General features: G+C 74.5%; 26 protein-coding genes and 1 pseudogene. 14 read left to right on the top strand and 13 right to left on the bottom strand.

Annotation, left to right across the window (positions count from 1 at the left end; all coding sequences use genetic code 11):
• Positions 1 to 21 precede the first annotated feature (21 nt).
• Positions 22 to 1050, bottom strand: a complete 1029-nt coding sequence (locus KK617_RS12990; RefSeq protein ID WP_277500464.1) for a methionine ABC transporter ATP-binding protein — start codon at positions 1048 to 1050, stop codon at positions 22 to 24.
• On the bottom strand, positions 1050 to 1991 hold the full coding sequence (locus tag KK617_RS12985; RefSeq protein WP_277500463.1) for a MetQ/NlpA family ABC transporter substrate-binding protein: 942 nt from the start codon (positions 1989 to 1991) through the stop codon (positions 1050 to 1052). Before KK617_RS12985 ends, KK617_RS12990 begins: the two co-directional genes overlap by 1 nt.
• A gap of 162 nt (positions 1992 to 2153) precedes the next feature.
• On the opposite strand from KK617_RS12985, the gene KK617_RS12980 reads away from it, so the two are divergent.
• Positions 2154 to 2645, top strand: a complete 492-nt coding sequence (locus KK617_RS12980) for a phosphoribosyltransferase (RefSeq protein ID WP_277500462.1) — start codon at positions 2154 to 2156, stop codon at positions 2643 to 2645.
• Between the two features lie 60 nt (positions 2646 to 2705).
• Here the strand turns inward: KK617_RS12980 and KK617_RS12975 are convergent, their stop codons facing one another.
• Positions 2706 to 3716: a hemolysin family protein gene (locus tag KK617_RS12975; RefSeq protein WP_277500461.1), complete on the bottom strand. Its 1011-nt coding sequence runs from the start codon at positions 3714 to 3716 to the stop codon at positions 2706 to 2708.
• The gene (locus tag KK617_RS12970) at positions 3713 to 5158 is read right to left on the bottom strand and encodes a hemolysin family protein (RefSeq protein ID WP_277500460.1); all 1446 of its coding nucleotides are present in this window, start codon (positions 5156 to 5158) and stop codon (positions 3713 to 3715) included. The genes KK617_RS12975 and KK617_RS12970 overlap by 4 nt, the downstream gene beginning before the upstream one ends.
• Positions 5159 to 5375: 217 nt before the next feature.
• Between KK617_RS12970 and KK617_RS12965 the strand changes: the two genes are divergently transcribed.
• Positions 5376 to 5825 (top strand): VOC family protein, encoded by a 450-nt coding sequence (locus KK617_RS12965; RefSeq protein ID WP_277500459.1) that lies wholly within the window; start codon positions 5376 to 5378, stop codon positions 5823 to 5825.
• Between the two features lie 27 nt (positions 5826 to 5852).
• Here the strand turns inward: KK617_RS12965 and KK617_RS12960 are convergent, their stop codons facing one another.
• Complete coding sequence (locus tag KK617_RS12960; protein ID WP_346813115.1) at positions 5853 to 6443, bottom strand: SDR family NAD(P)-dependent oxidoreductase; 591 nt, start codon at positions 6441 to 6443, stop codon at positions 5853 to 5855.
• A 13-nt stretch (positions 6444 to 6456) separates the two neighbouring features.
• Positions 6457 to 6627: a hypothetical protein gene (locus KK617_RS12955; protein ID WP_277500474.1), complete on the bottom strand. Its 171-nt coding sequence runs from the start codon at positions 6625 to 6627 to the stop codon at positions 6457 to 6459.
• Between the two features lie 50 nt (positions 6628 to 6677).
• Here KK617_RS12955 and KK617_RS12950 point away from each other — a divergent pair, with 50 nt between their 5' ends.
• Positions 6678 to 7196, top strand: coding sequence for a 2'-5' RNA ligase family protein (locus KK617_RS12950; RefSeq protein ID WP_277500458.1), 519 nt, complete (start codon positions 6678 to 6680; stop codon positions 7194 to 7196).
• A gap of 43 nt (positions 7197 to 7239) precedes the next feature.
• Here the strand turns inward: KK617_RS12950 and KK617_RS12945 are convergent, their stop codons facing one another.
• A complete protein-coding gene (locus tag KK617_RS12945; protein ID WP_277500456.1) occupies positions 7240 to 7860 on the bottom strand; it encodes a hypothetical protein in 621 nt (206 codons plus the stop codon).
• The gene (locus KK617_RS12940) at positions 7860 to 9146 is read right to left on the bottom strand and encodes a serine/threonine-protein kinase (protein ID WP_277500454.1); all 1287 of its coding nucleotides are present in this window, start codon (positions 9144 to 9146) and stop codon (positions 7860 to 7862) included. Before KK617_RS12940 ends, KK617_RS12945 begins: the two co-directional genes overlap by 1 nt.
• A 186-nt stretch (positions 9147 to 9332) precedes the next feature.
• On the opposite strand from KK617_RS12940, the gene KK617_RS12935 reads away from it, so the two are divergent.
• The 5 genes and pseudogenes from KK617_RS12935 to KK617_RS12915 all read left to right on the top strand — a co-directional run.
• Positions 9333 to 9989, top strand: coding sequence for a CDP-alcohol phosphatidyltransferase family protein (locus KK617_RS12935; protein WP_277500453.1), 657 nt, complete (start codon positions 9333 to 9335; stop codon positions 9987 to 9989).
• Entirely contained in the window at positions 9986 to 10441 is a 456-nt protein-coding gene (locus KK617_RS12930) for a VTT domain-containing protein (RefSeq protein ID WP_277500452.1), read from the top strand. The genes KK617_RS12935 and KK617_RS12930 overlap by 4 nt, the downstream gene beginning before the upstream one ends.
• Before the next feature lie 192 nt (positions 10442 to 10633).
• Positions 10634 to 11242 carry a hypothetical protein gene (locus KK617_RS12925; RefSeq protein WP_277500451.1) on the top strand — a complete coding sequence of 203 codons (609 nt, stop codon included), beginning with the start codon at positions 10634 to 10636 and terminating at the stop codon, positions 11240 to 11242.
• Between the two features lie 97 nt (positions 11243 to 11339).
• Positions 11340 to 13682 (top strand): signal peptidase I, encoded by a 2343-nt coding sequence (locus tag KK617_RS12920; protein WP_277500450.1) that lies wholly within the window; start codon positions 11340 to 11342, stop codon positions 13680 to 13682.
• A 218-nt stretch (positions 13683 to 13900) separates the two neighbouring features.
• A pseudogene (locus KK617_RS12915) lies at positions 13901 to 14314 on the top strand (putative immunity protein); the annotation flags it as partial.
• 225 nt (positions 14315 to 14539) lie between these two features.
• Here KK617_RS12915 and KK617_RS12910 read toward each other — a convergent pair.
• The gene (locus tag KK617_RS12910) at positions 14540 to 15604 is read right to left on the bottom strand and encodes an NAD(P)-dependent alcohol dehydrogenase (protein ID WP_277500448.1); all 1065 of its coding nucleotides are present in this window, start codon (positions 15602 to 15604) and stop codon (positions 14540 to 14542) included.
• Between the two features lie 201 nt (positions 15605 to 15805).
• Between KK617_RS12910 and KK617_RS12905 the strand changes: the two genes are divergently transcribed.
• Genes KK617_RS12905 through KK617_RS12895 form a run of 3 tightly spaced genes read left to right on the top strand, consistent with a single transcriptional unit; the run spans position 15806 to position 18785 of the window.
• Complete coding sequence (locus KK617_RS12905) at positions 15806 to 17071, top strand: ATP-binding protein (RefSeq protein WP_277500447.1); 1266 nt, start codon at positions 15806 to 15808, stop codon at positions 17069 to 17071.
• A complete protein-coding gene (locus tag KK617_RS12900) occupies positions 17068 to 18354 on the top strand; it encodes a tetratricopeptide repeat protein (protein ID WP_277500446.1) in 1287 nt (428 codons plus the stop codon). Before KK617_RS12905 ends, KK617_RS12900 begins: the two co-directional genes overlap by 4 nt.
• A complete protein-coding gene (locus tag KK617_RS12895) occupies positions 18351 to 18785 on the top strand; it encodes a hypothetical protein (RefSeq protein ID WP_277500445.1) in 435 nt (144 codons plus the stop codon). The genes KK617_RS12900 and KK617_RS12895 overlap by 4 nt, the downstream gene beginning before the upstream one ends.
• A gap of 535 nt (positions 18786 to 19320) precedes the next feature.
• Here the strand turns inward: KK617_RS12895 and KK617_RS12890 are convergent.
• From KK617_RS12890 to KK617_RS12880, 3 genes are all read right to left on the bottom strand, one after another.
• Entirely contained in the window at positions 19321 to 20592 is a 1272-nt protein-coding gene (locus KK617_RS12890; RefSeq protein ID WP_277500444.1) for an HNH endonuclease signature motif containing protein, read from the bottom strand.
• A 216-nt stretch (positions 20593 to 20808) separates the two neighbouring features.
• On the bottom strand, positions 20809 to 21465 hold the full coding sequence (locus KK617_RS12885) for a class I SAM-dependent methyltransferase (protein ID WP_277500443.1): 657 nt from the start codon (positions 21463 to 21465) through the stop codon (positions 20809 to 20811).
• The gene (locus KK617_RS12880; RefSeq protein ID WP_277500442.1) at positions 21432 to 22073 is read right to left on the bottom strand and encodes a hypothetical protein; all 642 of its coding nucleotides are present in this window, start codon (positions 22071 to 22073) and stop codon (positions 21432 to 21434) included. The genes KK617_RS12885 and KK617_RS12880 overlap by 34 nt, the downstream gene beginning before the upstream one ends.
• Before the next feature lie 182 nt (positions 22074 to 22255).
• Between KK617_RS12880 and KK617_RS12875 the strand changes: the two genes are divergently transcribed.
• The gene (locus tag KK617_RS12875; RefSeq protein WP_277500441.1) at positions 22256 to 23005 is read left to right on the top strand and encodes a VWA domain-containing protein; all 750 of its coding nucleotides are present in this window, start codon (positions 22256 to 22258) and stop codon (positions 23003 to 23005) included.
• Here KK617_RS12875 and KK617_RS12870 read toward each other — a convergent pair.
• A complete protein-coding gene (locus tag KK617_RS12870) occupies positions 22959 to 24197 on the bottom strand; it encodes an MFS transporter (protein ID WP_277500440.1) in 1239 nt (412 codons plus the stop codon). The genes KK617_RS12875 and KK617_RS12870 overlap by 47 nt on opposite strands.
• Positions 24198 to 24297: 100 nt before the next feature.
• Here KK617_RS12870 and KK617_RS12865 point away from each other — a divergent pair, with 100 nt between their 5' ends.
• Both KK617_RS12865 and KK617_RS12860 read left to right on the top strand, forming a co-directional pair.
• Complete coding sequence (locus KK617_RS12865) at positions 24298 to 25143, top strand: aldo/keto reductase (protein WP_277500439.1); 846 nt, start codon at positions 24298 to 24300, stop codon at positions 25141 to 25143.
• Positions 25140 to 25712 (top strand): alanine racemase (locus KK617_RS12860; RefSeq protein WP_277500438.1); only part of this gene is annotated, 573 nt, incomplete at its 3' end. The genes KK617_RS12865 and KK617_RS12860, both read left to right, overlap by 4 nt.

Genomic DNA, 25712 nt, shown 5'->3' with positions numbered 1-25712 from the left:
CCGGGGTCGTGACGGCGGCCATCACGCGAACTCCTCGAGACGCACGAGGCCCGCGACCTCGTCGACGGCGGCCTGCACGGCGGCCGGTTCGCCCTCGAGGGCCAGGGTCAGGTTGGCGAAGGTGCGCTCGCCGACGGCCTCGATGCCGCCGTACACGAGCTCGAAGCCGACGCCGTGGCGCGCGAGCACGTCGTACACCTGGGTCTGGCGCACGTCGGCGTCGCGGAAGGCGAGGCGCACGAAGCGGCCGGGGTGACGCTCGCGCAGCACCGCGAGGAGCTCGTCGTCGGGACGGTCGTCGACGACCGTGCCCACGAAGCGGCGGGTGACGGGGTGGGTGGGGTCCGCGAAGACGTCGGCGACGACGCCGCGCTCGACCACCCGGCCCTCCTCCATCACCGAGACGGTGTGCGCCAGCTGGCGCACGACCTCCATCTCGTGGGTGATGAGCAGGATCGTCACCCCGAGGTCGCGGTTGACGCGGCGCAGCAGGTCGAGCACGTCCCGGGTGGTCTCGGGGTCGAGCGCGCTCGTGGCCTCGTCGGCGAGCAGCACCTTCGGCTCGGTCGCCAGCGCGCGGGCGATGCCCACGCGCTGCTTCTGCCCGCCCGAGAGCTGGTCGGGGTAGGCGTGCGCCTTGTCGGCGAGCCCCACGAAGTGGAGCAGCTCGGAGATGCGCCGCTGGTGCTCCTCCTTCGGCACCCCGGCCACCGTCAGCGGGTAGGCCAGGTTGCCCCAGACCGTGCGGGACCCGAAGAGGTTGAACTGCTGGAAGATCATCCCGATGTCGCGGCGCACCTGGCGCAGCTGCTTCTCGGGGAGTCCCACGAGCTCGGTGCCGTTGACGACGACGCTGCCGGAGGTCGCCTCCTCGAGCGCGTTGACGAGCCGCACGAGGGTGGACTTGCCGGCTCCGGAGTAGCCCACGATCGCGTGGATCTCCCCGGCCTCGACGGTCAGGGAGACCCCGTCCACGGCGCGCAGCGCGGGGGCGCGGCGGCCGCGGCCGGGGAACTCCTTGACGACGTCGGTCAGCTGGACGACGGACATCAGCCTGCGTTCGCCTCGCGGGTCTGCTCCTCGAGGTCGGCAAGCGTCGCCTGGAGCTCCTCGGCGGGGACCTCGACCAGCTCGGCGGTGCCGCCGGAGGCGTCGAGCACACCCTCCTGGACGGCCTCGCTGCTCTGGTAGACCTCGACGAGCGTGCGGTACGTCTCGTCGTCGGCGTCCTCGGCGCGCACCACGAAGATGTTGACGTAGGGCTGGGCCGAGGCGTCCGCCGGGTCGTCGGTCGCGATGGCGTCGTCGAAGGTCAGGCCGGTGTTCTCGACGAAGTCGTTGTTGATGACCGCGGCGGCCACGTCGGGCAGCGACGCGCCGGTGAGGTCGGCCTGGACGGCGCGGACCTCGACGCGCGAGGAGTCCTCGACGTCGTCGACCGTGGAGTACGCCGAACCGCCGTCGGCCAGCTCGACGAGACCGGCCTCCTGGAGCATGAGCAGGGCGCGGGCCTGGTTGGTGTCGTCGTCGGGGACCACGACGGTCTCGCCGTCCGGGATGTCCTCGGGCGAGTCGTAGTCGTTCGAGTAGAGGCCCAGCGGGTAGATCGCGGTCGAGCCGATGGGGGTGAGGTCGTCGTCGTTCGCGACGTTGTAGCCCGCCAGGTAGAGCAGGTGCTGGAACTGGTTGACCTCGATGGCGCCCTCGGAGAGCGACGGGTTGGGCTGCAGGTAGTCCGTGAAGTTCTGGATGTCCAGCTCGATGCCCTCGTCCTCGAGCTCGGTGGCGAAGGTGTCCCAGTACTCCTCGCTGGCGTCGGCGACACCGATGGTCACCTCGGTCAGGGGCTGGCCGTCGGCGCCGACCTCGTCGTCACCGCGGGTGAGGACGAAGACCAGCACGGCGGCCGCGACCAGGAGGACCGCCACGACGGCGGCGACGAGCGGGAGCCGGGACTTCGGCTTCTCGACCAGGGGAATGTTGTGGGACATCGGGTGTTCCTGTTCTGCGGCTCGTGACCGCCTCGACCGTGAGCGGCGGGTGGCCGCGACCAGGAGACGGTAGGACGCTGTAACACCAGTGACATACGGGTCTTACATCGTGGCCACGTGAGCCTCGTCTCCCGGCCGCCCGCGGCGCCGTACGATCCCCGGGTGAGCGAGCGGGAGACCCTGACCTGGGAGACGTACGGCGAGGCGGTGCGCGAGCTCGCGCAGCAGGTGGCGGACGCGGGGTTCGTACCCGACGTGGTGCTCGGCATCGCGCGGGGCGGCCTCATCCCGGCCGGCTCCATCGCCTACGCCCTCGACTGCAAGAACCTCTTCACGATGAACGTCGAGTTCTACACGGGCGTCGGGACGACCCTCGAGGTGCCGACGATGCTCCCTCCGTACCTCGACGCCTCCGAGCTGGACGACGCACGCGTGCTCATCGTCGACGACGTGGCGGACTCGGGCCGGACGCTCGAGATGGTCTACGACTTCTGCCGCGACCACGTCGCGGAGGCCCGGACGGCCGTGATCTACGAGAAGCCGCGCTCCGCCGTGAAGGGCGACTTCGTCTGGAAGCACACCGACCTGTGGATCAACTTCCCCTGGTCGACCCAGCCGCCGATCACCGACCGCTCCGGCGTCCGCGACGCCTGAGGCCCGGCGGGACCGCCCGGGGCGAGCACCCCGGGAGGTCCCGCTCGGCCCGGGGCCCGCTCAGCTCGCGACCTGCTCGGGGAACAGCCCGCGCAGCATGTCGGCGAACGACACCACGCCGACGAGGCCGTCGCGGTCCCGCACCACGGCGAGCTGCGCGCTCTCCGCGCGCATCTCGGCCAGGGCCGCCAGCACCGTGGTGTCGGGCGCCAGCTCGTGCAGCGGCCGCACCAGCGGCCCGACCGGGTGGTCGCGGTCGGCGGTGAGGGTGTCGCGCACGTGCACGAGACCCGTCGGGACCTCGGGGCTGCCCACGAGGATGCGCAGGTGCCCGGTACGCCGGCTGGCGTCCTGCACCGCACCGACGGTGGCGTCCGTCGCCACCGCGACCGGGCGACGGGGGCGCACGAGGTCGCGCACCTGCAGCCGGCCCAGGTCGAGCGCGCCCTCGAGCTGCGCGGAGTAGCTGGCGTCGAGCGCGCCGACGTTCGCCGAGTGCTGCACCAGCTGGCGCAGCGCCTCCGGGTCCTGGCCCGAGGCCAGCTCGTCGACCGCGTCCACGCCCACCCGGTGCAGGCACCAGTTGGCCGCGTTGTTGAGCAGCCGCAGCACCGGCCGGGTCAGCCACATGAACCCCCGCATGGGGAGGGCGAGCAGCGTCGCGGAGCGCTCGGGGTGCGCGATCGCCCACGACTTCGGGGCCATCTCGCCCACCACGAGGTGCACGAAGGTGACCGCGACGAGGGCGAGCACGAAGCCGGCCACGTCGGCCAGCCACAGCGCCACGCCCCACGACTCGAAGAGCGGGGTCAGCCAGTGGTGCACCGCGGGCTTGGTGATCGCGCCGAGCGCGAGCACGCACAGGGTGATGCCCAGCTGCGAGCCGGCGAGCAGCACCGAGAGCTCCGAGGCGCTGCGCAGCGCCGCGCGCCCCGCCCGGCTCGTGGCGGCGGCGTCCTCGAGGCGGTGCTTCTTCGCGCCGATGAGCGCGAACTCGATCGCGACGAAGAACGCGCTCAGCGCGATGATCACGACGGTCGCCACCAGGACGACCACGGGGTTCTCCATCATGCCTCCACCTCGCCGGTGCGCTCGGTGCGCTCGGCGCGCGCGTCGTCGTCGGACCGGTCCGCGGTCCCGTCCTCGTCCGGCGGCGGGAGCAGGCGCAGGCCCACGAGCGCCGGCACGTACTGCTCCACCTCCCGCACCTCGACCTCGAGGTGCCAGACCCCGGGCTCGTCGGTGACGGCCAGGTCGCCGGGGTCGTCGGGCAGGCGTACGACGACGGTCGTGCCGGCCGCGGGGAGCGCGCCGTGCTCGGCGATGACGAGACCGGCGATGGTCTCGAAGTCCCCGGAGGGCAGGTCGCGACCCACGATGCGCTCGACCTCGTCGACGGGCACGTCGCCCCGCAGCTCCCAACCGCCGCGCTCGGTGTCGACGCGGAACTCGGGCTCGGCCGGCTCGTCGTGCTCGTCGCGGATCTCGCCCACGATCTCCTCGACCAGGTCCTCGATCGTGACGATGCCGGCGAGGCCGCCGTACTCGTCGACGACGCAGGCCAGCTGCTCGCTCGCCTCCGCAATGGCGCGCAGCGCGTCGGGCATGGGCATGAGCTCGGGCAGCACGACGGCCGGGCGCAGCGCGGTGGTGACCGACCGGGTCCAGGTGTCCGCGTCGCCGGCGCCGAGGTCGAGCAGGTCGACGAGGTGCACGACACCGAGGATCTCGTCGTCGTCGCCGAGAACGGGGTAGCGGGAGTGACCCGTGTGCATCAGCGTCCGGACCTCGCCCAGCGTCGCGTCGGCGTCCACGGAGTCGACCCGGCTGCGGGGCACCATCGCGTGCTCGACGTCGTGGTGGGGGAAGTCGAGCACCCGGTCCAGCAGCACCGACATCTCATCGGTGAGCTCGCCGGAGGCCCGCGACTCGGCCACGATGTGCTCGAGGTCGCGCGCCGTGGCGGAGCTCTCGACGTCGTGCACCGGCTCGATCTTCAGCGCCCGCAGCAGCAGGTTGGACGACTGGTCGAAGAACCAGATGAGCCAGCCCGTCGCCGCCAGGTAGGCCAGGGTCGAGCGCGAGAGCCAGCGCGCGACGGGCTCGGGGCGGGCGATCGCCAGGTTCTTCGGGAACAGCTCGCCGAACAGCATCTGCACGAACGTCGCGAAGACCAGCGCGAGCAGCGTGCCGATGGTGACGCCCACCGCGGTGGGCACGCCGCCGAGGCCCAGCAGGTCACCGAACGCGGCGCCGATGAGCGGCTCCGCCACGTAGCCGACGAGGAGGCCGGTGACGGTGATGCCGAGCTGGGCGCCCGACAGCATGAAGGAGGTGCGGCTCGTGACCTTCAACGTGCGCGCGGCGGCGGCGTCGCCGGCTTCGGCGCGGGCACGGAGGCGGGAGCGGTCGACCGCCATGTAGGCGAACTCCTGCGCGACGAAGTAGCCGGTCGCCGCGGTGATCGCGAGCACGACGAGCACGCCGAGGAGCAGGGAGAGGATGATCGTCACCGGCGGCTCACCTCCCCGGTCGCGGGGGGGCGGGCGTCTCGTTGCCGGGACGAGCCGGGTCTGCAGGGTTCAGCGGGGTCGGATGTCGGCCCGTTCATTCCTGTCCTCTGTCGGGGGTGGGACCCGGCGGTCGCCGGTCCTGGTGGGTGCAACGACGGCGGGGCGCGGAAGGTTCCCGCTCTTGCCGGTCAGGTCCCCGCGGACGAGCATGACCGCCATGCCCGCCACCACCGTCGGCCAGGACGTCCACTTCATCACCTTCGCCACGCGCGACCTCGACGCCGCGCGCCGGTTCTACACCGGCGGCCTCGGCTGGGAGCCGCTGCTCGACGTGGCGGACGAGATCGTGTTCTTCCAGGTGGCCCCGGGGACCGTGCTGGGCTTCTTCGAGGCGTCCCGGTTCGCGCAGGACCTGGGGAGCGACGACCGCCCGCCGGTGTCCGGCGTGACCCTGGCCCACAACGTGGGGGACCGGGACGCGGTGTCCGACGTGGTCGCCGCCATGGTCGCGGGCGGCGGGACCGTGCGCGTCGCGCCACAGGAGGGGGCCTTCGGCGGTGTCTTCCACGCGATCGTCGAGGACCCGAACGGCGTCGTGTGGGAGGTCGCGCACAACCCGGGGTGGTACGTCGACCCGCAGGGCCGCGTCTCGCTCGACGGCCCCTGACCGGCCGGGCCGGCGGGGCCCCGGGGATCAGCCCCGTCGGCGCAGCCGCCGCGGCCGGGACTGCGGGCCCATCACCCGGGACCCGATCGCGTCGGGGAGGTGGGTGAGCAGCTCTGCCAGCACCGCCGTGCGGGGGCGACCGGCGCGCACGTGGCGCTTCCCGGCGAGGATCGCCTCCACCGCGTCGCGGGCGACGTCGGCGGGGTCGTCCTTGCGGCCGCGCGCGATCGGGGCGTCGGCGAGGCCGGCGCGGACGAAGAAGCGGGTGTCGGTGGGCCCGGGCATGAGCGAGGTGACCGTGACGCCCGAGTCCGCCAGCTCCTCGGCGATCCCCTCCGCGAACGAGTGCACGAACGCCTTCGAGGCCGCGTACGTGGCCTGGTAGGGGGTCGGCGCCACCGCGGCGACGGACGCGGTGACGAGGATCCGCCCGCGGCGCCGGGCCACCATGTCACCGACGGCCAGTCCGGCGAGGTGGACGGTGGAGCGCACGTTGAGGTCGACCAGCGCGAGGTGGCGGTCCAGGTCGGTCCCGGCGAAGGTGCCCCCGACGCCGACCCCGGCGTTGAGGGCGACCACGGCGAGGTCCTCGCCCCGTGCCGCGACCTCGTCCCACAGCAGCTCGACGCCGTCAGGGCGCCAGGTCGGCCTGCACCGGGTGGACCACGGCCCCGGGCCGGCGGGCGCGGAGCTCCTCGGCGCTCGTGCGAACGGCGTCGCTGCGCCCGGTGACGAGCGCGAGGCCGGGACGCGCGTCCCCGGCCGGGTCGCTGCCGTCGCTGACGTGGTCGCTGGGTGCCATGCCCACCGGTACCCAGGGCCCGTGGGGCGAGCGTCGGTAGCGTGACGGTCGTGCGCGCCTCGCTGGACCTGCTCCTGGACGATGCGGGGGAGAGCGCCGTACGAGCGGAGTGGGGGGTGCTGACGGCCGCCGGCCTCCCGAGCGCGGGGGACCGCCGCGACGCGACGCACGCGCCGCACGTGACCGTGGCCGAGCGCGACGCGGTCCGCCCTGCGGCCGACGAGGCGCTCGAGGCCCTCGTGGCGCGGCTGCCCGTCGCGGTGCACCTCGGGGCGCCGGTGGTGCTGGGCGCGCGGCGGGGTCTCGTGGTGGCGCGGTCCGTCGTACCCACCGCCGACCTCCTCGCGCTGCACGCCGCCGCGCACGCGACGCTGGGGCCCGGCGGCCCGCCGTGGTCGGAGCCCGGGCGGTGGCTACCGCACGTCACCGTGTCCGGGCGTCTCGACGCGTCGCAGGTGGGGGCGGTCGTGGCGGCGCTGGGGCCGGGGTACGACGTGGTGGGCGCCCGCCTGCGCCGGTGGTCGCCCGCGACCCGCACCGTGCGGGACCTGGGCCCACACCGCAGCTGACGGCGGGCAGGTCGCAGCGGGGCGGACACGCCGCCCGACGGGCTCAGCCGTTGCGGCCGTTCCCGTTGCCGCCTCCGCCGCCGCCGCCGTTGCCTCCGCCGTTGCCTCCGCCGTTGCCCGCGCCCCCGTTCCCGTTCCCGCCTCCACCGGCGCCGTTGCCGCGCCCGCTGCTCGTGGGCTCGGGGGCGGGGGCCGGGGTGACGACGGGCGTCGGCGTGGGGGTCGGGGTGGGCGTGCTCCGAACCGCAGGGGCGGAGGTCGCGGGCGCCGCGGTCGTCGGGTCGGCTGCGGGACCGGCCGTGGCGGGGTCGGCCGTGGCGGGGTCGGTCGCCCCGGTCGGGGCCGGGAGCGCCGAGCGCAGGGCCTGGGCGGCCGTCAGCACCTCGGCGGCCTGGGCGTCGGTGAGCTCACCGTCGCCGTGGGCCTGCGTGACCTGGTCGAGGAGGGCGGCGAGCAGGTCGTCGGCGCGCTCGACCTCACCGGCCGCGACGGCGGCGTCGATGGCCGTCAGTGCCGTGCGGAGCTCGGGGACGGCGTCGGCGGCCGAACCGTCGGAGCTGCAGGCCTGCAGCGGACCGGCGGCGACGACGGCCACGAGCACCGCGCCGGCGGCCCGCCGGGCGGCGCGGAGCAGGCGCGGGTCGAGGCCGTCTCGCACGCCCATCACCCGGTTCCCTCGATCGCGTCGTGCAGGTCCTCCAGCGGGCCGCGCAGCTCGGCGGGCACCTCGGCGGGGAGCTCGGCGTCGGCGGTCACCGCTTCCTCCGTCGGCAGGAAGGTGACGAGGCCGACGGCGACCAGGGCCGCGGCGGCGACGACGGCGCCCCACCGCCGCGCCGTCCGGCGGCGGGGGACCGGGGTCGCCTCCCGGGTCCCCCGGGCGGTGTCGGGATGGCTCCCGCTGCCGGGCAGCTCGAAGGGCTCCGCCGAACCCGTCGCGTCGTGGGTCACCCGGGGCGCCGGCCCTGCGGGCGTGGGCGCCACGGCGGCGGGCGTCGCCGGGGCCAGCACGGCCGCGGTCAGGTCGGCGGGGGGCGTCGCCGTACCGAAGGCGGGCTGCCACGCCTGCGTGCTGGTCGAGCCGTCGGCCGGGGCGAGGACGGGTGACGCGCTCGTCCCGCCGGCTGCTCCCCGCGGTGCCGGAGCGTCGGCGAGCTCGCTGAGGAAGACCGCGACCCGGGCGGCGTCGGGACGCCGGTCGGGGTCCGTGGCGGTCAGCTCGCTCAGCAGGCGCGCCCACGCCCCGCCCAGGTGGGTGGGGACGGCGGGGGAGCGGGCCAGGCGGGCCAGCGCGGCCTCGGTGGGCGGTCCGGCGTACACCTGGCGTCCGGTCAGGGCCTCCAGCAGCACGAGCCCCAGCGAGTACAGGTCGGTGGCCGCCGTGACCCCCGGCTCGCCGCGGACCTGCTCGGGGGAGAGGTACGCCGGGGACCCGATCACGGCGCCCGCCCGGGTCAGCTGGGCCGCGTCGCCCATGAGGCGGGCGATGCCAAAGTCCGCCAGCCAGGCCCGGTCGTCCGCGCCGACGAGCACGTTGCCCGGCTTCACGTCGCGGTGCACGACACCCGCGGCGTGCACGTAGGCGAGCGCGTCGGCGATCTGGGCGCCGACGTGCGCCACACGCGCCGGGCTCATGGCCCCGCCGCTGCAGTGCTCGCGCAGCGTGCTGCCCCGCACGAGCTGCATCACGAGGAAGGGACGTCCGCCGTCGGTGCCGGCGTCGAGGACGGTCACGAGGCCGGGGTGGCTGAGTGCCGCCAGGGTGCGGGCCTCACCCGCGAAGCGGTCCCGGTCGGTCCCGGGGGTGCCGGGGTCGCGGAGGACCTTCACGGCGACGTCGCGCTCCAGGACGCGGTCGCGCGCCCGGTGGACGTCCGCCATGCCACCGCTGCCGATGAGCTCGAGCAGGGCGTAGCGGTCCGCGAGGACGTCCGGGTCCGTGGTCACCATCTCGGGTTCCCTCCGATCGAGCGTGGTACCACCACGCGACATCCACCCCCGAGATGCAACGACCGCCACGGCGCGACGTGACGGTGGGCGACACTGCCCGGTCCCCGGTACCCGTCGAGCGACGGTCGAGCCGCGCGGCGCGAGTCGGGTCGTGGCCGGGCCCCCGGCGCGCGATAGGTTGCGCGCATGGCGGGCAGCCCGGACCGGATCTACGCCGACCCATCCACCGAGAGGTTGATGACGGGCGCGACGGTCATCACCTTCGTGCGCACGGTCGCGACCCTCGTGCTGAGTCTCTGGGGCGCCCACGAGCAGAGCCTCACCCTGCTGGTCGTCGGCCTCGTCGTCTACTGGGTGGGGGACTCCCTCGACGGCGAGTGGGCGCGCTGGTTCGACTGCGAGACGCGGATCGGCGCCGTGGTCGACATGCTCTGCGACCGCCTGAGCTGCGCGGCGTTCTACCTGGGCCTCGTGTGGCTGCAGCCCGAGATGGCGTTCCCGGTCGCCGTCTACCTCTTCGAGTTCATGGTCATCGACATGTTCCTGTCGATGGCGTTCCTCGCGTGGCCGCTGCGCAGCCCCAACTACTTCCACGTCGTCGACCGGCGGATCTACCTGTGGAACTGGTCGCGCCTGGGCAAGGCGGCGAACTCGGGGCTGTTCGCCATCATCCTGCTCGTCACCGGCTGGTGGTGGCTGGGGCTGGTCATCGCCGTCGGCCTGCTGGTGATGAAGTGCGTCTCGCTCAAGTGGGTGCTCGACCTGGGCCTGCCGGTCCCCGCCGCGCCCGGCGCCGCGTCCGCCGTACCCAGCGGGGCGCCGACCGGGGGACCGACCGGGTGATCCTGCTCCTGACCACCTTCGGGGTCGGCGTCGCGTCCGCCCTCCTCCCGGTGGTCAACGCGGAGGCCTACCTCGCCGGCGTCGGAGCGCTGGGCACCGGGGGGCTCGTGCTGCTGTCCGTCGCGGCCGGCGCGGGCCAGACGCTGGGCAAGGTGGTCTGGTACGAGGTCGCGCGCCGCGGCGTGGAGACCGAGTGGGCGCGCAAGAAGCTGTCCGGCCCGAAGGTGCAGCGCGTCCACCAGCGCTGGAGCGACCGCATGGAGGGCCGGCCCTGGTACGCCGCGGCGATCATGCTCGTCTCCTCGCTCGGCGGGGTCCCGCCGCTGCTCGTCATGGCCGCGGTGGCCGGTGTCCTGCGGATGCGCCGCGAGGTCTTCGTCGTGTCGGTGCTCGTGGGCCGTTCGCTGCGGTTCTGGCTGGTGCTGGCCGGGGTGCACCTCCTCTTCCACTGAGCGTCCCGGCCCCCGGTCGGGCAGTCCCGGTCTAGTCCTTTCGGACTACTCCACCTGGGCCCTCTGGCCCGGGACCTGGACCGGTCGGCCATTTCCCGGTCCCAGGACGAGGTTCGTCTCCCGTTGTCCTCCGGACGCCCGTCGAGCGGCCGAGGGGAGGGGGGACCGCTCAACTCCTGGAAAGGCACCCTCATGCGCACCCCGTCCCGCAAGTCGACGAAGATCGCCACCGCTGCCGCCACGCCCGTCGCCGTGCTCCTCGCCGGCGCGCTGGTCTGGCAGTCCTCGCACGCCGCCTTCAGCGGCACCACCCGCAACTCGGGCAACTCGTGGTCCACCGGTGCAGTCAGCCTCACCGACGACGACGCCGGTAGCGCCCGCTTCCAGGCCGAGAACATGACGCCCGGCGACACCGAGACCAAGTGCATCAAGGTCACGGCGACCACCAACGTCTCCGGTCTCGTGAAGGGCTACGCCCTCAACGCCGTCACCTCCGCCCAGGGCCTCGAGAACTACATCAAGATCGGCATGACCTCGGGCGACGGCGGCGGCTTCGGCAGCTGCACCGGCTACGTCCAGAACCAGACCGTCGTGCCGTCCGGCACCAGCCTGGCGGACCTGGCGCAGATCGACGAGTACGCCGAGGGCGTGGGCGGCTGGTCCGTGGCCGCCGGCACCAGCTCGCGCACCTACGCGATCACCTGGACCTTCGACACCACGGGCCTCAACCAGACCCAGGTCGACCAGCTCCAGGGCGCCAAGACCGGCATCGACATCCAGTGGGAGCTGCAGACCGACTGAGCCCCCGCGGGTGCTCGTCGCACCCGCTCGCCGTACCCGGCGTCACCGCCGTGACGCCCGCCCCCGACCCGCCGACGCCCCGAGAGGAGTCCCGCACGTGACCGACGTCGTCGCCCCCGTCCCGCCCGGCCAGCCCGGCGCGCCGGACGGGTCGCACGACCCCGTCGCGGGACCCTCCAGGGGCGACGTCGTCGGGGGCGTCCTCGTGACCGGGCCCGCCGCTCCCGCCGCCGCGCGGGAGTGGGCGGGCCTCGCCGTCGTGGTGGCGGCCCGGGCCTACCGCGCGGCCCTGCTGACCCTCGTCGCCGTCGCGACGCTGCCCCTGCTGTGGAGCTGGTCGAGCCACGTCGTGCGCACCGGGTCGATGGAGCCGACGATCGCCCCCGGCGACGTCGTCGTCGCGCAGCCCTTCGGCGAGGCCGAGGACGTGCCGCTCGGCAAGATCATGATCTTCCGCAACCCCGCGCTCACCGACCGCGAGCAGCTGCTGGTCCACCGCGTCGTCGACGACCGGGGCGACGGCAGCTGGACCACCCGCGGTGACGCCAACCCCGGCAACGACGCCACGCCGGTCACCCGCGACGACCTGCGCAGCCGCGCCGTGCTGCTCGTCCCGTTCGTCGGCAAGCCCTACGTGTGGGCCGCCGGCGGCCAGCCGCTCCAGCTCCTGCTCCTCGCCGGCTGGCTCGCCCTGACGGTCGCGGCGTTCGTCGTGGCGTCGCGGCGCCCCGACGCCGACGGCGCTGCCGGCGAGGGCGACGGCGAGGGCGCTGCCGGCGAGGGCGACGGCGAGGGCGACGGCAGGGGTGAGGGCGGTGACAAGGCCGAGCGGGCCGACGCCACCGTCGCCGGCCGGCCCGCCGCCGGCCCCTCCGCCACCGGCAGCCGCACCGACCCGTCGCACCGCGCCCAGCGGTCGCGACCCGACCTGCGGCGGGTCGCCTCGGCGGTCGTCGCCGTCGTCGCGCTCGTCGTGGGGGCGGCGGCCTGGGGCACGGCGGGCGCCGCCTTCACGGCCACCACCGTCACCGCCGGGTCGACGTGGACCGTCTCGGCGAGCCTGGCCACCAAGGTCACGCTGAACCGCCCCGCCGACGCCGTGCGCGGCACGGTCCCCCTGACGGCGACCCTCCAGGACTCCAGCAAGCTCGTGACCGGGGTGCGCATCGACTACGCGCCGGCCGGCACGACCACCTGGCGCACCATCTGCACCGACACGACCTCGCCGTACTCCTGCGACTGGGCGACGGCGTCGCTCACCAACCAGGACTACGACCTGCGGGCCGTCGCGCTGGCCGGGGCGACCACCCACGTCTCCGAGCTCGTCGAGGACATCTCCGTCGACAACGTGGCGCCGACCGTCGTCCTGTCCGACCCGGGCACCCCGCTGCGCGGCACCGTCACGCTGAACGCCAGCGCCGGCGACGCCCACTCGGGCGTGGACCGCGTCGTCGTCCAGTACGCCGCGACCGGCACCACCACCTGGCGGGACGCCTGCAGCACCAGTGAGGAGCCCGCCACCTGCCGCCTCGACACGACCACGATGGCCGACGGCAGCTACTCCTTCCGGGCCGTCGCCACCGACGCGGCCGGCAACAGCACGACGTCGGCGACCATCGCCAACCGCACCGTCGACAACCGCGTCGCCTCCGTCGCGGTCACCGACCCCGGCGCCTTCCTCAGCGGGACGGTGCAGGTGGGCGCGACGGCGTACTCCCCGAACGGCATCGCCTCCGTGCGGATCCAGCGGGCCACGAGCGGCTCGACGACCTGGACCGACCTGTGCACCGACACGACCTCGCCGTACTCCTGCACCTGGGACACGACCCTGGTCGCGAACGGCCTGTACGACCTGCGGGCGATCCTCACCGACACCGCCGGTCGCACGACGACCTCGGCGGTCGTCGCGAGCCGCCGGGTGGACAACAGCCCCGTGCGGGCCGCCGACGTGCAGACCACCCAGGGTGGTGCCAGCGCCGGGCGTCTCGACCAGGGCGACCGGATCACGTTCACCTACAGCGGCCAGGTCCGGCCGGCCAGCATCAGCTCCGGGTGGACCGGGTCGGCGCTCGCCGTCAACGTGCGGCTGCGCGACGGCGGACTCATCGGGACCGGCAGCACCGGCGACACGATCGACGTGCTGCGCAGCGGCTCGGCCGTGGCGCTCGGGTCGGTCAACCTGCGCCAGAGCTACATCCGGTCGCTGCGCACCGCCCAGTTCGGCGCCACGATGACCGCCTCGACGGTCACCGTCGGCGGGGTCAGCGTCACCCAGGTCGTCCTGGTGCTCGGCGCCCAGACCAGCGGTTCCGGGCTCTCGACGGTCAGCACCGCCTCGGCGATGGTGTGGACGCCGTCGACCACGGCCACCGACCTCGCCGGCCGAGCCGTCTCGGCGACGCCCGTCACCGAGACCGGGGCGTCCGACCGCGAGTTCTGAGTCCGGACAGCCCCCGGTCTGGTGGACTGGGTGCCGACGTGGGGGAGCGGGGGCCGAGCCCGCCGGGAGGCTGCGACGGGCGCGACCGGGCCTGGGAGGGAGGGGCGAAGATGATCCTGCCGGAGGTGCGGGACCCCCGCCTCGTGACCGTCCGCCGTGGCGGCACCCTGACCGACGCCGACCACCGGTCGATCGCCCTGTGAACGGCGACCTGCGCGGAGCACGTGCTGCCCCTGTTCGAGGCCGTGCGTCCGGACGACCCACGGCCGCGGGACGCCGTCGCGGCCGTACGGGCCTGGACTCGCGGCGAGCTGGCGATGATGCGGTCGCGGGCCGCCGGCGGCCACGCCATGGGCGCGGCCCGCGACCTCCGGGGCGCGGCCCGGCACGCGGCGTACGCCGCCGGTCAGGCCGGCGCCGTGGCCCACGTCGCCGAGCACGACCTGGGCGCCGCCGCCTACGCCATCAAGGCCGTGCGCGCCGCGGCCGAGGCCGCCGGCGACGACGCGCTCGCGGCGGGTCGCCGCGAGTGCCGGTGGCAGCGCGACCAGCTGCCGGCGGAGATCCGCGACCTCGTGCTCGAGGACCAGCAGCGCCGCAACGCCCTGTGCTGGTCCGTGTTCGAGGCGTGAGCAGCGAGTACGGCGGGCGTTGGCGGTCGGGAGCACTCGTCGGCGGCCCCGGCAAGCGTCTCTCGCGGGCGCCGATAACGTGCATTATGTCAACTCACGTCGGCGCGGAGGCGGGTCGTGTCGTCCCCCGCCGACGAGCTCTACTACCGCAGGGCGTCGTGCACGTCGTCGGCAGACGACAGGCCCGCGTCGTGGCCGCGCCGTTCGACCACGACGCACGTGCCGTCAGCTGCTCGCCGTACCCCGACCGTGGGGCGCGACGACGGCGCGGCCCGACAGCTCGCCGGCCTCCAGCGCGCGGTAGGCCTCGAGGGCGTCGTCGAGCGCGTAGATCTCGACCTCGGGCGTGATCTGGCCGGCGCGGTACATGTCGACCACCTCGTGCAGCTCCTCGACGGTGCCCCAGTAGGTGCTGGTCAGCTCGACCTCGTAGGGCACCTTGTAGAAGTTCCACTCGGCGGTGCCGTTGGCGATGCCGACGACGGTGACGCGGCCGCGCTGGGCGACGGTCGCCAGCGCCAGCTCGATGGTCGGGCCGGCGCCGACGAGGTCGAACACGGCGTCGACTCCCCTGCCACCCGTGATCTCGCGGATCCGCTCGGCCTGGCCGTCGCCGCCGGGGACGGTCACCGCGCCGTTCGCCTCCGCGCGGCGCATCGCCTCGGGCTTCGTGTCGGTGGCGATCACGGTGGCACCGGTCAGCGCCGTGAGGATCTGCACGGCGATCTGCCCCAGTCCCCCGAGCCCGATCACCAGTGCCGTCTTGCCGCCGCCGGCCAGCGTCGGCAGGGACTTCTTGATGGCGTGGTACGGCGTCAGGCCGGCGTCCGACAGCGGCGCGGCCGCCACGGGGTCGGCGTCGCCGAGCGGCACGAGGTTGCGCACCGGGACCGTCAGGTACTCCGCCATGCCGCCGTCCCGACCCAGCCCGGTCGCGAGGTGCGGCATCGAGGCCGCGTTCTCGCAGTACGTGTCCTGCCTGCGCGAGCAGGCACGGCAGCGACCGCAGCCCATCGGACCGTAGACCAGGAAGGCCTCGCCGACCTCGATGCCCGCGACGCCCTCGCCGAGCTCCTCGGCCCAGCCGGAGTTCTCGTGACCGAGGGTGAAGGACGGCTTCAGCTGCGCCGGGCCGAACGACTCGTCGAAGTCGCGGAAGACGGCGACGTCGGAGTGGCAGGCGCCTGCACCCGCGACCTTGAGGAGCACCTCCCCCGGACCCGGCTTCGGTCGGTCGACCTCCTTCAGGCTCGGCGTCGTCTTGTACTGGTCGAACACCACGGCCTTCATGCCAGGTCCCTCCGTCGTCCTGCGGGCGGCGCTGCTCGCCGTCCTCGGTCCTCCACGCTACGCCGGGCCCGACGAGCGATCCCGCCGCGACGGCCCCTCCGGTGGGTGGGCTCCGTCTCAGGGTCCCGGTGGCCGTTCAGGCGGGCGCCCTCGTGGTCGTCGTGCTCCCCCGGCCCACCGTCCGCGCCGCCGTCCGACACAATGCCGACGACACAGGCGACGCGCACGGACCGGGGGCTGGAGATGGCGGAGGACGACTTCCTCGAGGTGATCGAGACCGAGGTGGCGCGGGACCCGCGCAACCTGGCGCTGCGGGAGGACTTCGTCACCCTGCTGCTGCAGACCGACCCCGACCGCGCCGCGTCCGAGCTGGCCACCCTCGAGGCGCACGGCGCCGATCCCGCCCGCGTGCGCGTGCTGCGGGCCCGCGTCATGGCGGCGCGGTTGCGGGGCGGTGCCACGGCGGCGCCCGTCGAGCCCGGCCCCGTCGCGGCGGCCCCCGTCGCGCCCGCACCCCCTTCGCGGCCCGTCCCCTCCCCCGCCGACGGCGACGCTGCCGACGGCCGTGGTGCGGCACCCGGCCTGTGGGACGCGGAGCGGCCGGCCGTGACGCTGGCCGACGTCGCCGGTCTCGCCGAGGTGAAGCAGCACCTCGACGCGACGTTCCTCGCGCCGCTGCGCAACCCCGACCTGGCGGCGGCGTTCGGACAGACGCCCGGCGGTTCCCTCCTCATGTACGGCCCGCCCGGCTGCGGCAAGACGTTCATCGCCCGGGCCATCGCCGGCGACCTCGGGGCGTCGTTCCTCCACGTCACGTTGGCGGACCTGCTCAGCAGGTGGATCGGGGACAGCGAGAAGGCGATCCGCAGCGTCGTCGCCGACGCGCGGGCCGCCGCGCCCTGCGTCATCTTCCTCGACGAGTTCGACGCCCTCGGCGGCCGGCGTACCTCGGGCGGCGGCGGGTCGCAGTCGATGCGGATGATCGTGACGCAGCTCCTCGAGGAGCTCGACGGCGTGTCGAGCGTCAACGACGGGGTCTACTTCCTCGCCGCCACGAACCGGCCGTGGGACATCGACCCGGCCCTGCGTCGCCCCGGCCGCATCGACAAGACCGTCCTCGTGCTGCCCCCCGACGCCGCGGCGCGGGCCGCGATCCTGCACGGTGACCTCGCCGGCAAGCCCGCTCCCGACGTGGACGTCGACCGGGTGGCCCGTGCCACCGACGGCTTCTCGGGCGCGGACATCGCCCACGTGGTGAAGGTGGCGCTCCAGCAGGCGCTCACGGCCTCGATGCAGGCGGGCAGCGTCGTGCCCGTGACGACCGACGCGCTGCTGGCGGTCGCGGAGGGGGTCCGGCCCTCGACGGCCTCGTGGTTCGACCAGGTCGCACCCGTCCTCGAGTACGGCGTCGACGACGGCACCTTCGACCAGCTGCGGGCCTACCGCGTCCAGCGGGGCATGCGGTGAGCGCCCCGGACGACCTCGACCCGCTCGAGCGCGACGTCGACCTCGCGTGGGAGCTGTACGACGTGCAGCCCACGCACCCGGAGATCGGGCGGCTCGCGGGTCGCGTGCTGGCGCAGCAGCCGGACCGCACCGGCATCCGGATGCTGCTGGCGCTGCACCTCGAGGCGCGCGACGACATCGCCGAGGCCCGCCGGATCCTGCTGGACGTCGTCGGTCGTCGGGACCGGTTCTTCGTGGACGCGGCGCGCCGTCTGCGTGCGCTCGAGCAGCACGAGTGCGACCACGCCGAGGCCCGGCGGTGGGCGGAGGTCGTGCTGCAGGAGGAGCCGGACGGCTGGCACGACCGGATGGAGCTGGGTGCGTCGACCGCCATGGCCGGCGACCCCGTGCGCGGCTGGCGGCTGCTCGACGAGGCGGTCGCGCACTGCGCACGGACCGACGCCGACGACCTGCGGCACGCGCTGGCCAGCCGCGCGCTGTCGCTGTTCCAGAGCTTCGCTCCCCCGGAGCGGTTCGTCCCGGCGGCCGAGGAGGCCATGCGGGCCGACCCCTCCAGCGAGATCGTGGGCGGCCCGCTCATCTGGGCGTACGTCCACCAGGGCCGGTTCGACGAGGCCGAGGAGCTGGCGTCGCGCCTGCTCCGCCTGGACCCGACCGACGGCCTGGCCGGCGGAGCGCTCCAGATGATCCGCGACACGCGCGCCGCCGCGGAGAAGCACGAGATGACCCTCGCCGACGTGCACGCCGCCGGGCTGGTCGCGGCGGCCTGGTCGCACATGCGGGCCCAGGTGCTGGGGACCGACCTGGCCTCCGCGCTGGCCGCCCTCGAGACGGTGCTGCCCCCCGACCTGCGGGCCGCGCTGCGCCCGCCGCTGGACGAGGAGGCGGCCCGTTCGCTGTCGGGTGAGCGGGAGATCGCCACCTGGCACGACGGGCAGGAGCCGGGCACGGGAGCGCTGTGGGGCCCGGCGGGGGGCGGCTTCCGCCTCCTGTCGGGTGCCGAGGTGACGGCGATGGACGAGGCGATCGAGGCCGAACCGGACGCGTGGCCCGAGTGGCCGCAGGACTCCCTGGAGGACTACTACTCCCAGGTGATGACCGACGACGCGGGCGGCTACCTGGTCGCGACGCTCGGCGACGTCGTCGTGCGCCGCACCGGCGCGGACGACGTCCACGTGGCACCGAGCCTCGCCGACTGGTTCTGGGACCGGGTGTCCGACCTCGGGGGACGCGACCCGCGCCCGCGGGTGCAGGACGACGACGACGCAGGGGGAACGACATGAGTGCCGAGACCGGGGAACCCACCGAGCTGGACCGCCTCGACGCCGCGGTGCGGGCGGCGCCCGCCGGGGACACGTCCGCGCAGATCGCGCTGTGGCAGCACGTCAGCCGGCTGCCGCAGTGGTTCTTCATCGCGCGCGGGTCGGCCGAGCAGCCCCGGCCGTACGGCGTGGCGTTCGACCAGGGGCCCGTGGTCTGCCTCTACAGCAGCGCCGACCGGGCGAGGGACGCGGCGCGCGCACTCGGACTGGCCGACGGGGCGGGCGACGTGGCGCTGTACGCCGTACCGCTGCCAGCCGCCATCGACTACGTCGCCGCCTTCCAGCAGGTGGGCGTCTTCGGCGTGGCCCTCGACCACCCCCAGCTGGGTCACTGGATCCCGCTGGCCAACCTCGGGATGCTCAAGAGCTGGCTCGGCGGGTCCCCCGGATGAGTGCGGGCTGATCCCGGGCTCGAGGTGGGCGCGCCGCCGTTCCGGTGCTCGAGGTGGGCGCGCCGTTCCGGTGGTTGAGGTGGGCGCGCCGTTCCGGTGGTTGAGGTGGGCGCGCCGCCGTTCCGGTGGTTGAGGTGGGCGCGCCGCCGTTCCGGTGGTTGAGGTGGGCGCTCTAGCGCCCCTCGAAACCACGAGGGGCACCCCGGGCGTGGTTTCGAGGGGTTGCCAGAGCAACCCACCTCAACCACCGATGGATCCGACGGTCGAGGTGGGCGCGCCGTCGTTCCGGTGGTCGAGGTGGGCGCGCCGCCGTTCCGGTGGTCGAGGTGGGCGCGCCGTCGTTCCGGTGGTTGAGGTGGGCGCTCTAGCGCCCCTCGAAACCACGAGGGGCACCCCGGGCCTGGTTTCGAGGGGTTGCCAGAGCAACCCACCTCAACCACCGACGGGTCCGACGGTCGAGGTGGGCGCGCCGCCGTTCCGGTGGTCGAGGTGGCCGCGCTGGCGCCCCTCGAGACCACCCTGGGGCGGGTGCTGCTCAGTTCCGCCGGGTGAACCTGAGCTTGCCGGTGCCGAGGGTCTCGGTGAGGTAGATCGGGTCGTGGGCGACGCGGTGGTGGCGCCCGCACAACAACCGTCCGCGGTCGACGGACGTCGCGCCGCCGCGTGACCACGGGTCGTCGTGGTGGGCCTCGCACCAGTGCGGTGGGGCGTCACAGTCCTCGGCGGTGCAGCCGCCGTCTCGCAGGATCATCGCGATCCGTTGGGGTTTGGTGTGGAACCGTGCGGCCCGTCCGACGTCGAGCACCTCACTCTTCGTGCCGAGCACGGCCGGGATGAGGTCGGCGCTGCAGGCGAGGCGTCGGGCTTCGCCGGGTGAGATGCGGTGGCCGGTGTCGAGTGACGCCGCTGCGAGTCCGCCGGTGAGCGTGTCGACCTGCATGGTGACCACGACCGTCGCCCCGGCACCAGCAGCGTCCGGGAGGTTGGCGTCGCGCATCCGCTCGATGAGCTCGACGAACGCCTGGCCGCGCCGCTCCCGCGCGGGCCGAGCGTCGACCGTGTCGACGGTGCCGTCGTCGGCGCCGTCGAGGGCCCCAGTGCGGAGGTGGCTTCGCCGGGGTGAGGCGATTGCATCGAGCATCTTCGCGAACATCGCCCCGTGCATCTCCGGCACCGTGAACCGGCCGTGGACACAGCCCTGACCGTCCTCGCGCATCGTCAACCGCACCTTCGCGGCGGCTTCCCGTTCCTCCTGGGCGAGCAGTTCCGCCTCACGGGCCTCCCCGACAGCGGGGGCGACGACGTCGAGGATCCGGCGGCCCAGCACCCGCAGGGCCTTGGCGTCGTGCTCACGGGCGAACCCGACCAGCGTCCGCTCGGCCTCCGTTCGAACATCCACGTCGAGGTCGTCGCCGAGGTCGTCCAGCGCCCGCACGATCACTTCAGTCTGGCCGGGCGAGACCGCACCGAGCGCGCCCGCGGCGGCGAGGGCGTCGTACCGCTCGTCCACCGCAATTGCGGTGCGGACGCGGCGGTGGGCCTCCGCCCGGGTCACTTGGGTGGCGTTCGCAAACCAGACTGCGGTCGACGGAGCGCCCGTGGCGTCCTCGACGCGCACCTCGGTGGCGTGGGTCAACAACCGCGACTGCAGCGCGGCAAGACGGTGCGCAGCCCGCTCGAGCTCGACCACTGCGGCACCCGTCTCGATGGGGCCGAGCGTCAGCAGACCCAGGTCGAAGCCGTCGTCGAGGTCGGCGTGCAGACGCGCAGCGACCCCGGCGAGCGGGTGCAGCGCGGTCTCGGTCATGGACCCATCACAACAGCGACCACCGACATTCCCGACCGGATCGGGAGTTGTCCACAGGAGGAGTTTCCGCAGGTCAGCCTCTGCTTGTGCCAGCTCCGGCACGCCTCGGACGTGGTTTCGAGGGCCGCTAGCGCGGCCACCTCAACCACCAGCGGGCGCGGCCACCTCAACCACCAGCGGGCGCGGCCACCTCGACCACCGGCCCCGCCCCCGCCGCTACGACCGCCAGGTCGCCACGACGTACCCGGGGTCGGCCTCCGGCAGCGGCTCGCGCGCCCACCCACCCCACCGCTCCCCTGCCCGCAGGCCGGCGGCGGCCATGGCCGCGTCGACGGACGCCAGCGGCGTCGCGGGGCAGCCGGCCGGGAGGTGGGCGGCGTCGAGCCCGAACCCGGCCACGAGCACCCCGTCGGGGGCCACGTGCTGCGCCAGCGCAGCGCAGGCGCCGTCCAGCGTGCCCGGCTCGAGCAGGGGCAGCACGTTGCCGGCGAGCACCACGGCGTCGAACACGACGCCGAGGTCGAGGGTGGCCAGGTCGGCCACCCGCCAGTCGTGCTCCGGCGCCTCGGCGCGCGCCACCTCGACCATCGCGGCGTCGACGTCGCAGCCGACGACGTCGTACCCGTCGGCGGCGAGCCGCACCGTCAGGCGACCGGTGCCGCACCCCGCGTCGAGCACGCGCGCGGGCCCCGGCACGAGCGCGCGCACCAGGGCGGCCTCGCCGTGCACGTCGCCGCCGTCGCGCTCGATCGCCCGGAACCGCTCGGCGTAGGCCCGGGCGTAGTCGTCACCGGCCTGCGCGCGGGCCACGCGCTGCCACAGGGTCGGGTCGGCGCCGCTCACTTGCTGGCGGACGTCCAGTTCATGCCCCACCCGTAGGCCTTGTCGAGCTCGGGCTGCCACCCCGCGACGTACTGCACCTCGCGGCGCACGCCGAGCGAGCCGCCCTCGTTCGTCAGCAGCGCGATGGCGCAGAACCGCTTGTCCGCGGCCGGCTCGTCGAGACGCACCTCGATGGGGGCGGCGCCGCCCGCCGGGTACAGCGTCACGACGCCGTCGGCCGCCGCCCAGTTCGGGGCACCCTCGTAGATGTAGGCGAACACCAGGACGCGGCGGATCTGGTCGAGCCGGTCGAGGTTGACCACCAGGTTCTCGCCCCCGGTGCTCGTGCCGCTCCGGTCGTCGCCGTCGAGCAGCACGTACGGCGGCTGGTGCAGGTTGCCGAACGCGTTGCCGAGCGCCTGCACGACGCCCTTGCTGCCGTCCGTGGTCTCCCACAGGCAGCCGAGGTCGAGGTCGACGGCCGACGCGCCGCCGAGGGCGCGCTTGAGGAACCCCTTCGCGGGCGCGGGCTGCGACCAGTTCAGGTTGATCCGCATCTGGCCGCCGGCACCGGCACCCTTGCTCAGCGAGATGCTCGGCGCCGACTTCGTCAGCGTGATCTTCGACAGGCTGACCCCGCCCGGCTGCTGCTCCACCACTCCTGGCTCCCCTCGTCGGCCGCGGCACGCGTGGCCACGCTCCCCCGGCGACACTACCGGCCGCCTCCCCCGTTTCCGCCGGGCCGGGACGGGGCAGGACGGGCCCGGCCCGCCGCACCCGACGGGACCTCCGCGGCCCGGTCCACCCGACCGGCGCCGGACGCACCCGAGAGAGGCAGCACATGGTCGACCTGACGAAGCGGACGGACACGGCGCAGGGGGCGATCATCTCCCTGCTCAAGCGCGAGGCGGACAAGGGCATCGACCTGGGCGAGGTCAGCGCCCGCGTGGTCGTGGCCATCGACTACTCGGCGTCGATGACCGCCCGCTACGAGAACGGCGAGGTGCAGGACCTCGTGGAGCGCGTGCTCGCGCTCAGCCTCGCGGGCCTCGACGACGACGGCGACATCCAGGTGCACTTCTTCCACAACGCCGCGTTCGACGTCGAGGTCGTCGACTCGTCGTCGTACGTCGGGTTCGTCGACCGCTGGCGCTCCGGTCGCCCCATGGGCGGCACCAACTACGGCGACGTCATCAAGAACGTGCTCGCGGAGGCCGGCCACGGCAAGGCGGGGCTCGGCAAGCGGCTGTTCGGCGGCCGGAAGGCGGCGCCCTCGTCGTCGGGTCCGGCCACCCTCCCCACGCTCGTCCTCTTCGTCACCGACGGCGAGCCGTTCGACAAGGCGGCCGCCAGGAAGCTGCTCGCGGAGGCGTCCGACAAGCCGGTCTTCTGGCAGTTCCTCGGCCTCGGCTACTCCCCCACGTTCCTCTCCGACCTCGACACCATGGGCGGGCGCGTGGTGGACAACGTGGGCCTGACCTCGATGTCGAGCTCGAAGGGCACCCCCGACGAGCAGTGGTTCCACTCGGTGCTCGAGGAGTACGTCACGAGCTGGGTGCCCGCGGCCCGTCGGGCCCAGATCCTGGCGTGACGTCCCGTGGCGGTCGCTGCCCGGCCACCACGGCGGCGACCGCCACGACGACGAGCCCCGCGACGACGAGCAGGGTCGCGGGCCAGCCGCGGTCGTCGTACACGTGGCCGGCGGCCCAGCCCACGAGGGCGGTCCCCGCCAGCCACGACAGCTGGTAGAGCGCCGTCGACTGCGCCCGGCCGACGCTCGCCAGCTGCCCCGACAGGGCGCTGGTGACCGGGTGGGCGAGGAAGATGCCGACCGTGAAGACCGCCAGGCCGAGCACCACCACGACGAGGTGGTCGGCGGCCAGCAGCGGTAGCGCGACGAGCACCGCCGCTCCCCCGCACGCGACCACGCGGGGCGCCCCGTGGCGACGGGCCAGGACACCGCTGGTGCGGCTGGCGACGGTGCCGAACACGTAGACCGCGAAGAGCAGGCTCACCCAGGTCACCGGCACGCCGAAGGGCGGTCCGCTCACCCGGAACCCGACGTAGTTGTAGACCGTCGCGAACGCGCCCATGAGGCAGAACCCCGCCAGGTACGTCGTGGCGAGGGCGGGGGTGCGCAGGTGCCGCGCCGCGCGCCGCACCGCGGAGACCCGGTCGGTCGGCGGCCGGAATCCCCGCGGCACCGGCACGACCCGCCAGAAGACGACCGTGGAGCCGGCGCAGACGACCGCGACGGCCAGCAGCCCCGCCCGCCACCCGACCGCCTCGGACACGGGGCCGGCGACCAGGCGGCCGACGATGCCGCCGATGGTGTTCCCGGCGATGTAGGTGCCGGCCGCGACCGGCACCCACGCCCGGCTCACCTCCTCGTTGAGGTAGGCCATGGCCACGGCGGGCACCGCGCCGAGCGCCACGCCCGTCAGCGCGCGCAGGGCGATGACCGCGCCCAGCCCCGGCACGAGGGGTGCGACGAGCGAGAGCACCGTCGCCGCGGTCAGCGACCACGCCATCGCCCGCGTGCGACCCACCCGGTCCGACACGGCCGCCCACACCAGCACCGAGGCCGCGAGCCCCGTGGTGGTCGCCGAGACCGACAGCGCCGCCGTGGCCGGGGCGACGTCGAGGTCACGGGCCAGCGCGGGCAGCACGGCCTGGGCGTCGAAGATCTGCGCGAACGTCGCGAACCCCGCCGCGAACAGCGCCAGCACCACCCGGCGGTAGTCCTCGTCCCCGCGGTCGTGGCCCTCGAACGTCGCCGTCACCCCCGCATCATCGGTCCCCCGGGCGCCCGCCCGACGCCGGCCCCGACCGTGGACTGCGCCTGCGGACCGCCCCGTGGGCCACCGCCGTAGGTTGAGGCGCATGACGACGACCGACGTCCCGACCCACACGCTCAACGACGGCACCACCCTGCCGGCGGTGGGCTTCGGCACCTACCCGCTGCGCGGCGACGAGGCCGTCCGCGGCGTGCGCTCGGCCCTCGAGGTGGGCTACCGGCTCATCGACACGGCCGTGAACTACGAGAACGAGGAGGCGGTCGGCGAGGCGCTGCGCACCAGCGGCCTCGACCGCGAGGCCTACCAGGTCACGAGCAAGATCCCCGGGCGCCACCACGCCTACGACGACGCCGTCGCCAGCGTGGAGGGCAGCCTGCGCCGCCTCGGGCTCGACCACCTCGACCTGCAGCTCATCCACTGGCCCAACCCGGGCCGCGACCAGTACGTCGAGGCGTGGCGGGCGCTCGTCGACCTGCGCGAGCGCGGCCTCGTGCGCTCCATCGGGGTCTCCAACTTCACCGAGCAGCACGTCGAGCGGATCGTCGACGCCACCGGCGTCGCCCCGAGCGTGAACCAGGTGGAGCTGCACCCCTACTTCCCGCAGGAGGCGCTGCGCCGGGCCCACGAACGGTGGGGCGTCCTCACCGAGGCCTGGAGCCCGCTCGCCCGCGTCGGTGACCTCGCCGACGAGCCGGCCGTGATCGGGCCCGCCGAGCGCCTCGGCGTCGACCCCGCGGCGGTCGTGCTCCGCTGGCACGTGCAGATCGGGTCGCTGCCCATCCCGAAGTCGGCCTCGCCGGAGCGCCAGCGCAGCAACCTCGACGTCCTCGCCTTCACGCTCAGCGACGAGGAGGTGGCCGCGCTCACCGCGCTCGGTCGCCCCGACGGCCGCATCTTCGACGCCGACCCCGAGACGCACGAGGAGCTGTGAGCGGCGCCCCCGCGACGCCGTACCTCGCCGTCGACGGCGAGCGGCTCGCCCGCAACCTGGCCCGCATGCACGGGGCCGCCGCCGACCTCGGCGTGCGGCTGCGTCCCCACACCAAGACCCACAAGTCGCCCGTGCTGGCGCGGCTGCAGCTCGAGGCCGGTGCGCAGGGCATCACGGTGGCCACCGTCGGCGAGGCCGAGGTGTTCGTGGCGGCCGGGTTCGACGACGTGCTCGTGGCCTACCCGCTGTTCGTCGACGCCGAGCGCGGCCGGCGGCTGCGCGTCCTCGCCGAGCGGGCGCGGATCACCGTGGGCGTCGACTCCGTGGAGGGGGTACGCCGGGTGGCCGCCCACGCGCCCGACGTCGCCGTGCACGTCGAGCTCGACTCCGGGCACCACCGGACGGGGGTGCTCCCCCACGAGGCGGTGGCGGTCGTGGGCGCCGCCGTCGAGGCCGGCCTGGAGGTCGCGGGCGTCTTCACCTTCCCCGGGCACAGCTACGCCCCCGGGGCCGGCCCCTCCGCCGCGGTGGCCGAGGCCGAGACGCGGGCCGCCGCGGCCGACGCGCTG

The sequence above is a fragment of the Nocardioides sp. ChNu-99 genome, assembly GCF_029493445.1.
In the GTDB taxonomy this organism is placed as follows: Bacteria; Actinomycetota; Actinomycetes; order Propionibacteriales; family Nocardioidaceae; genus Nocardioides.
The sequence above is the reverse complement of the archived record's forward strand: the minus strand, read 5'-3'. Positions and strand labels throughout refer to the sequence as shown.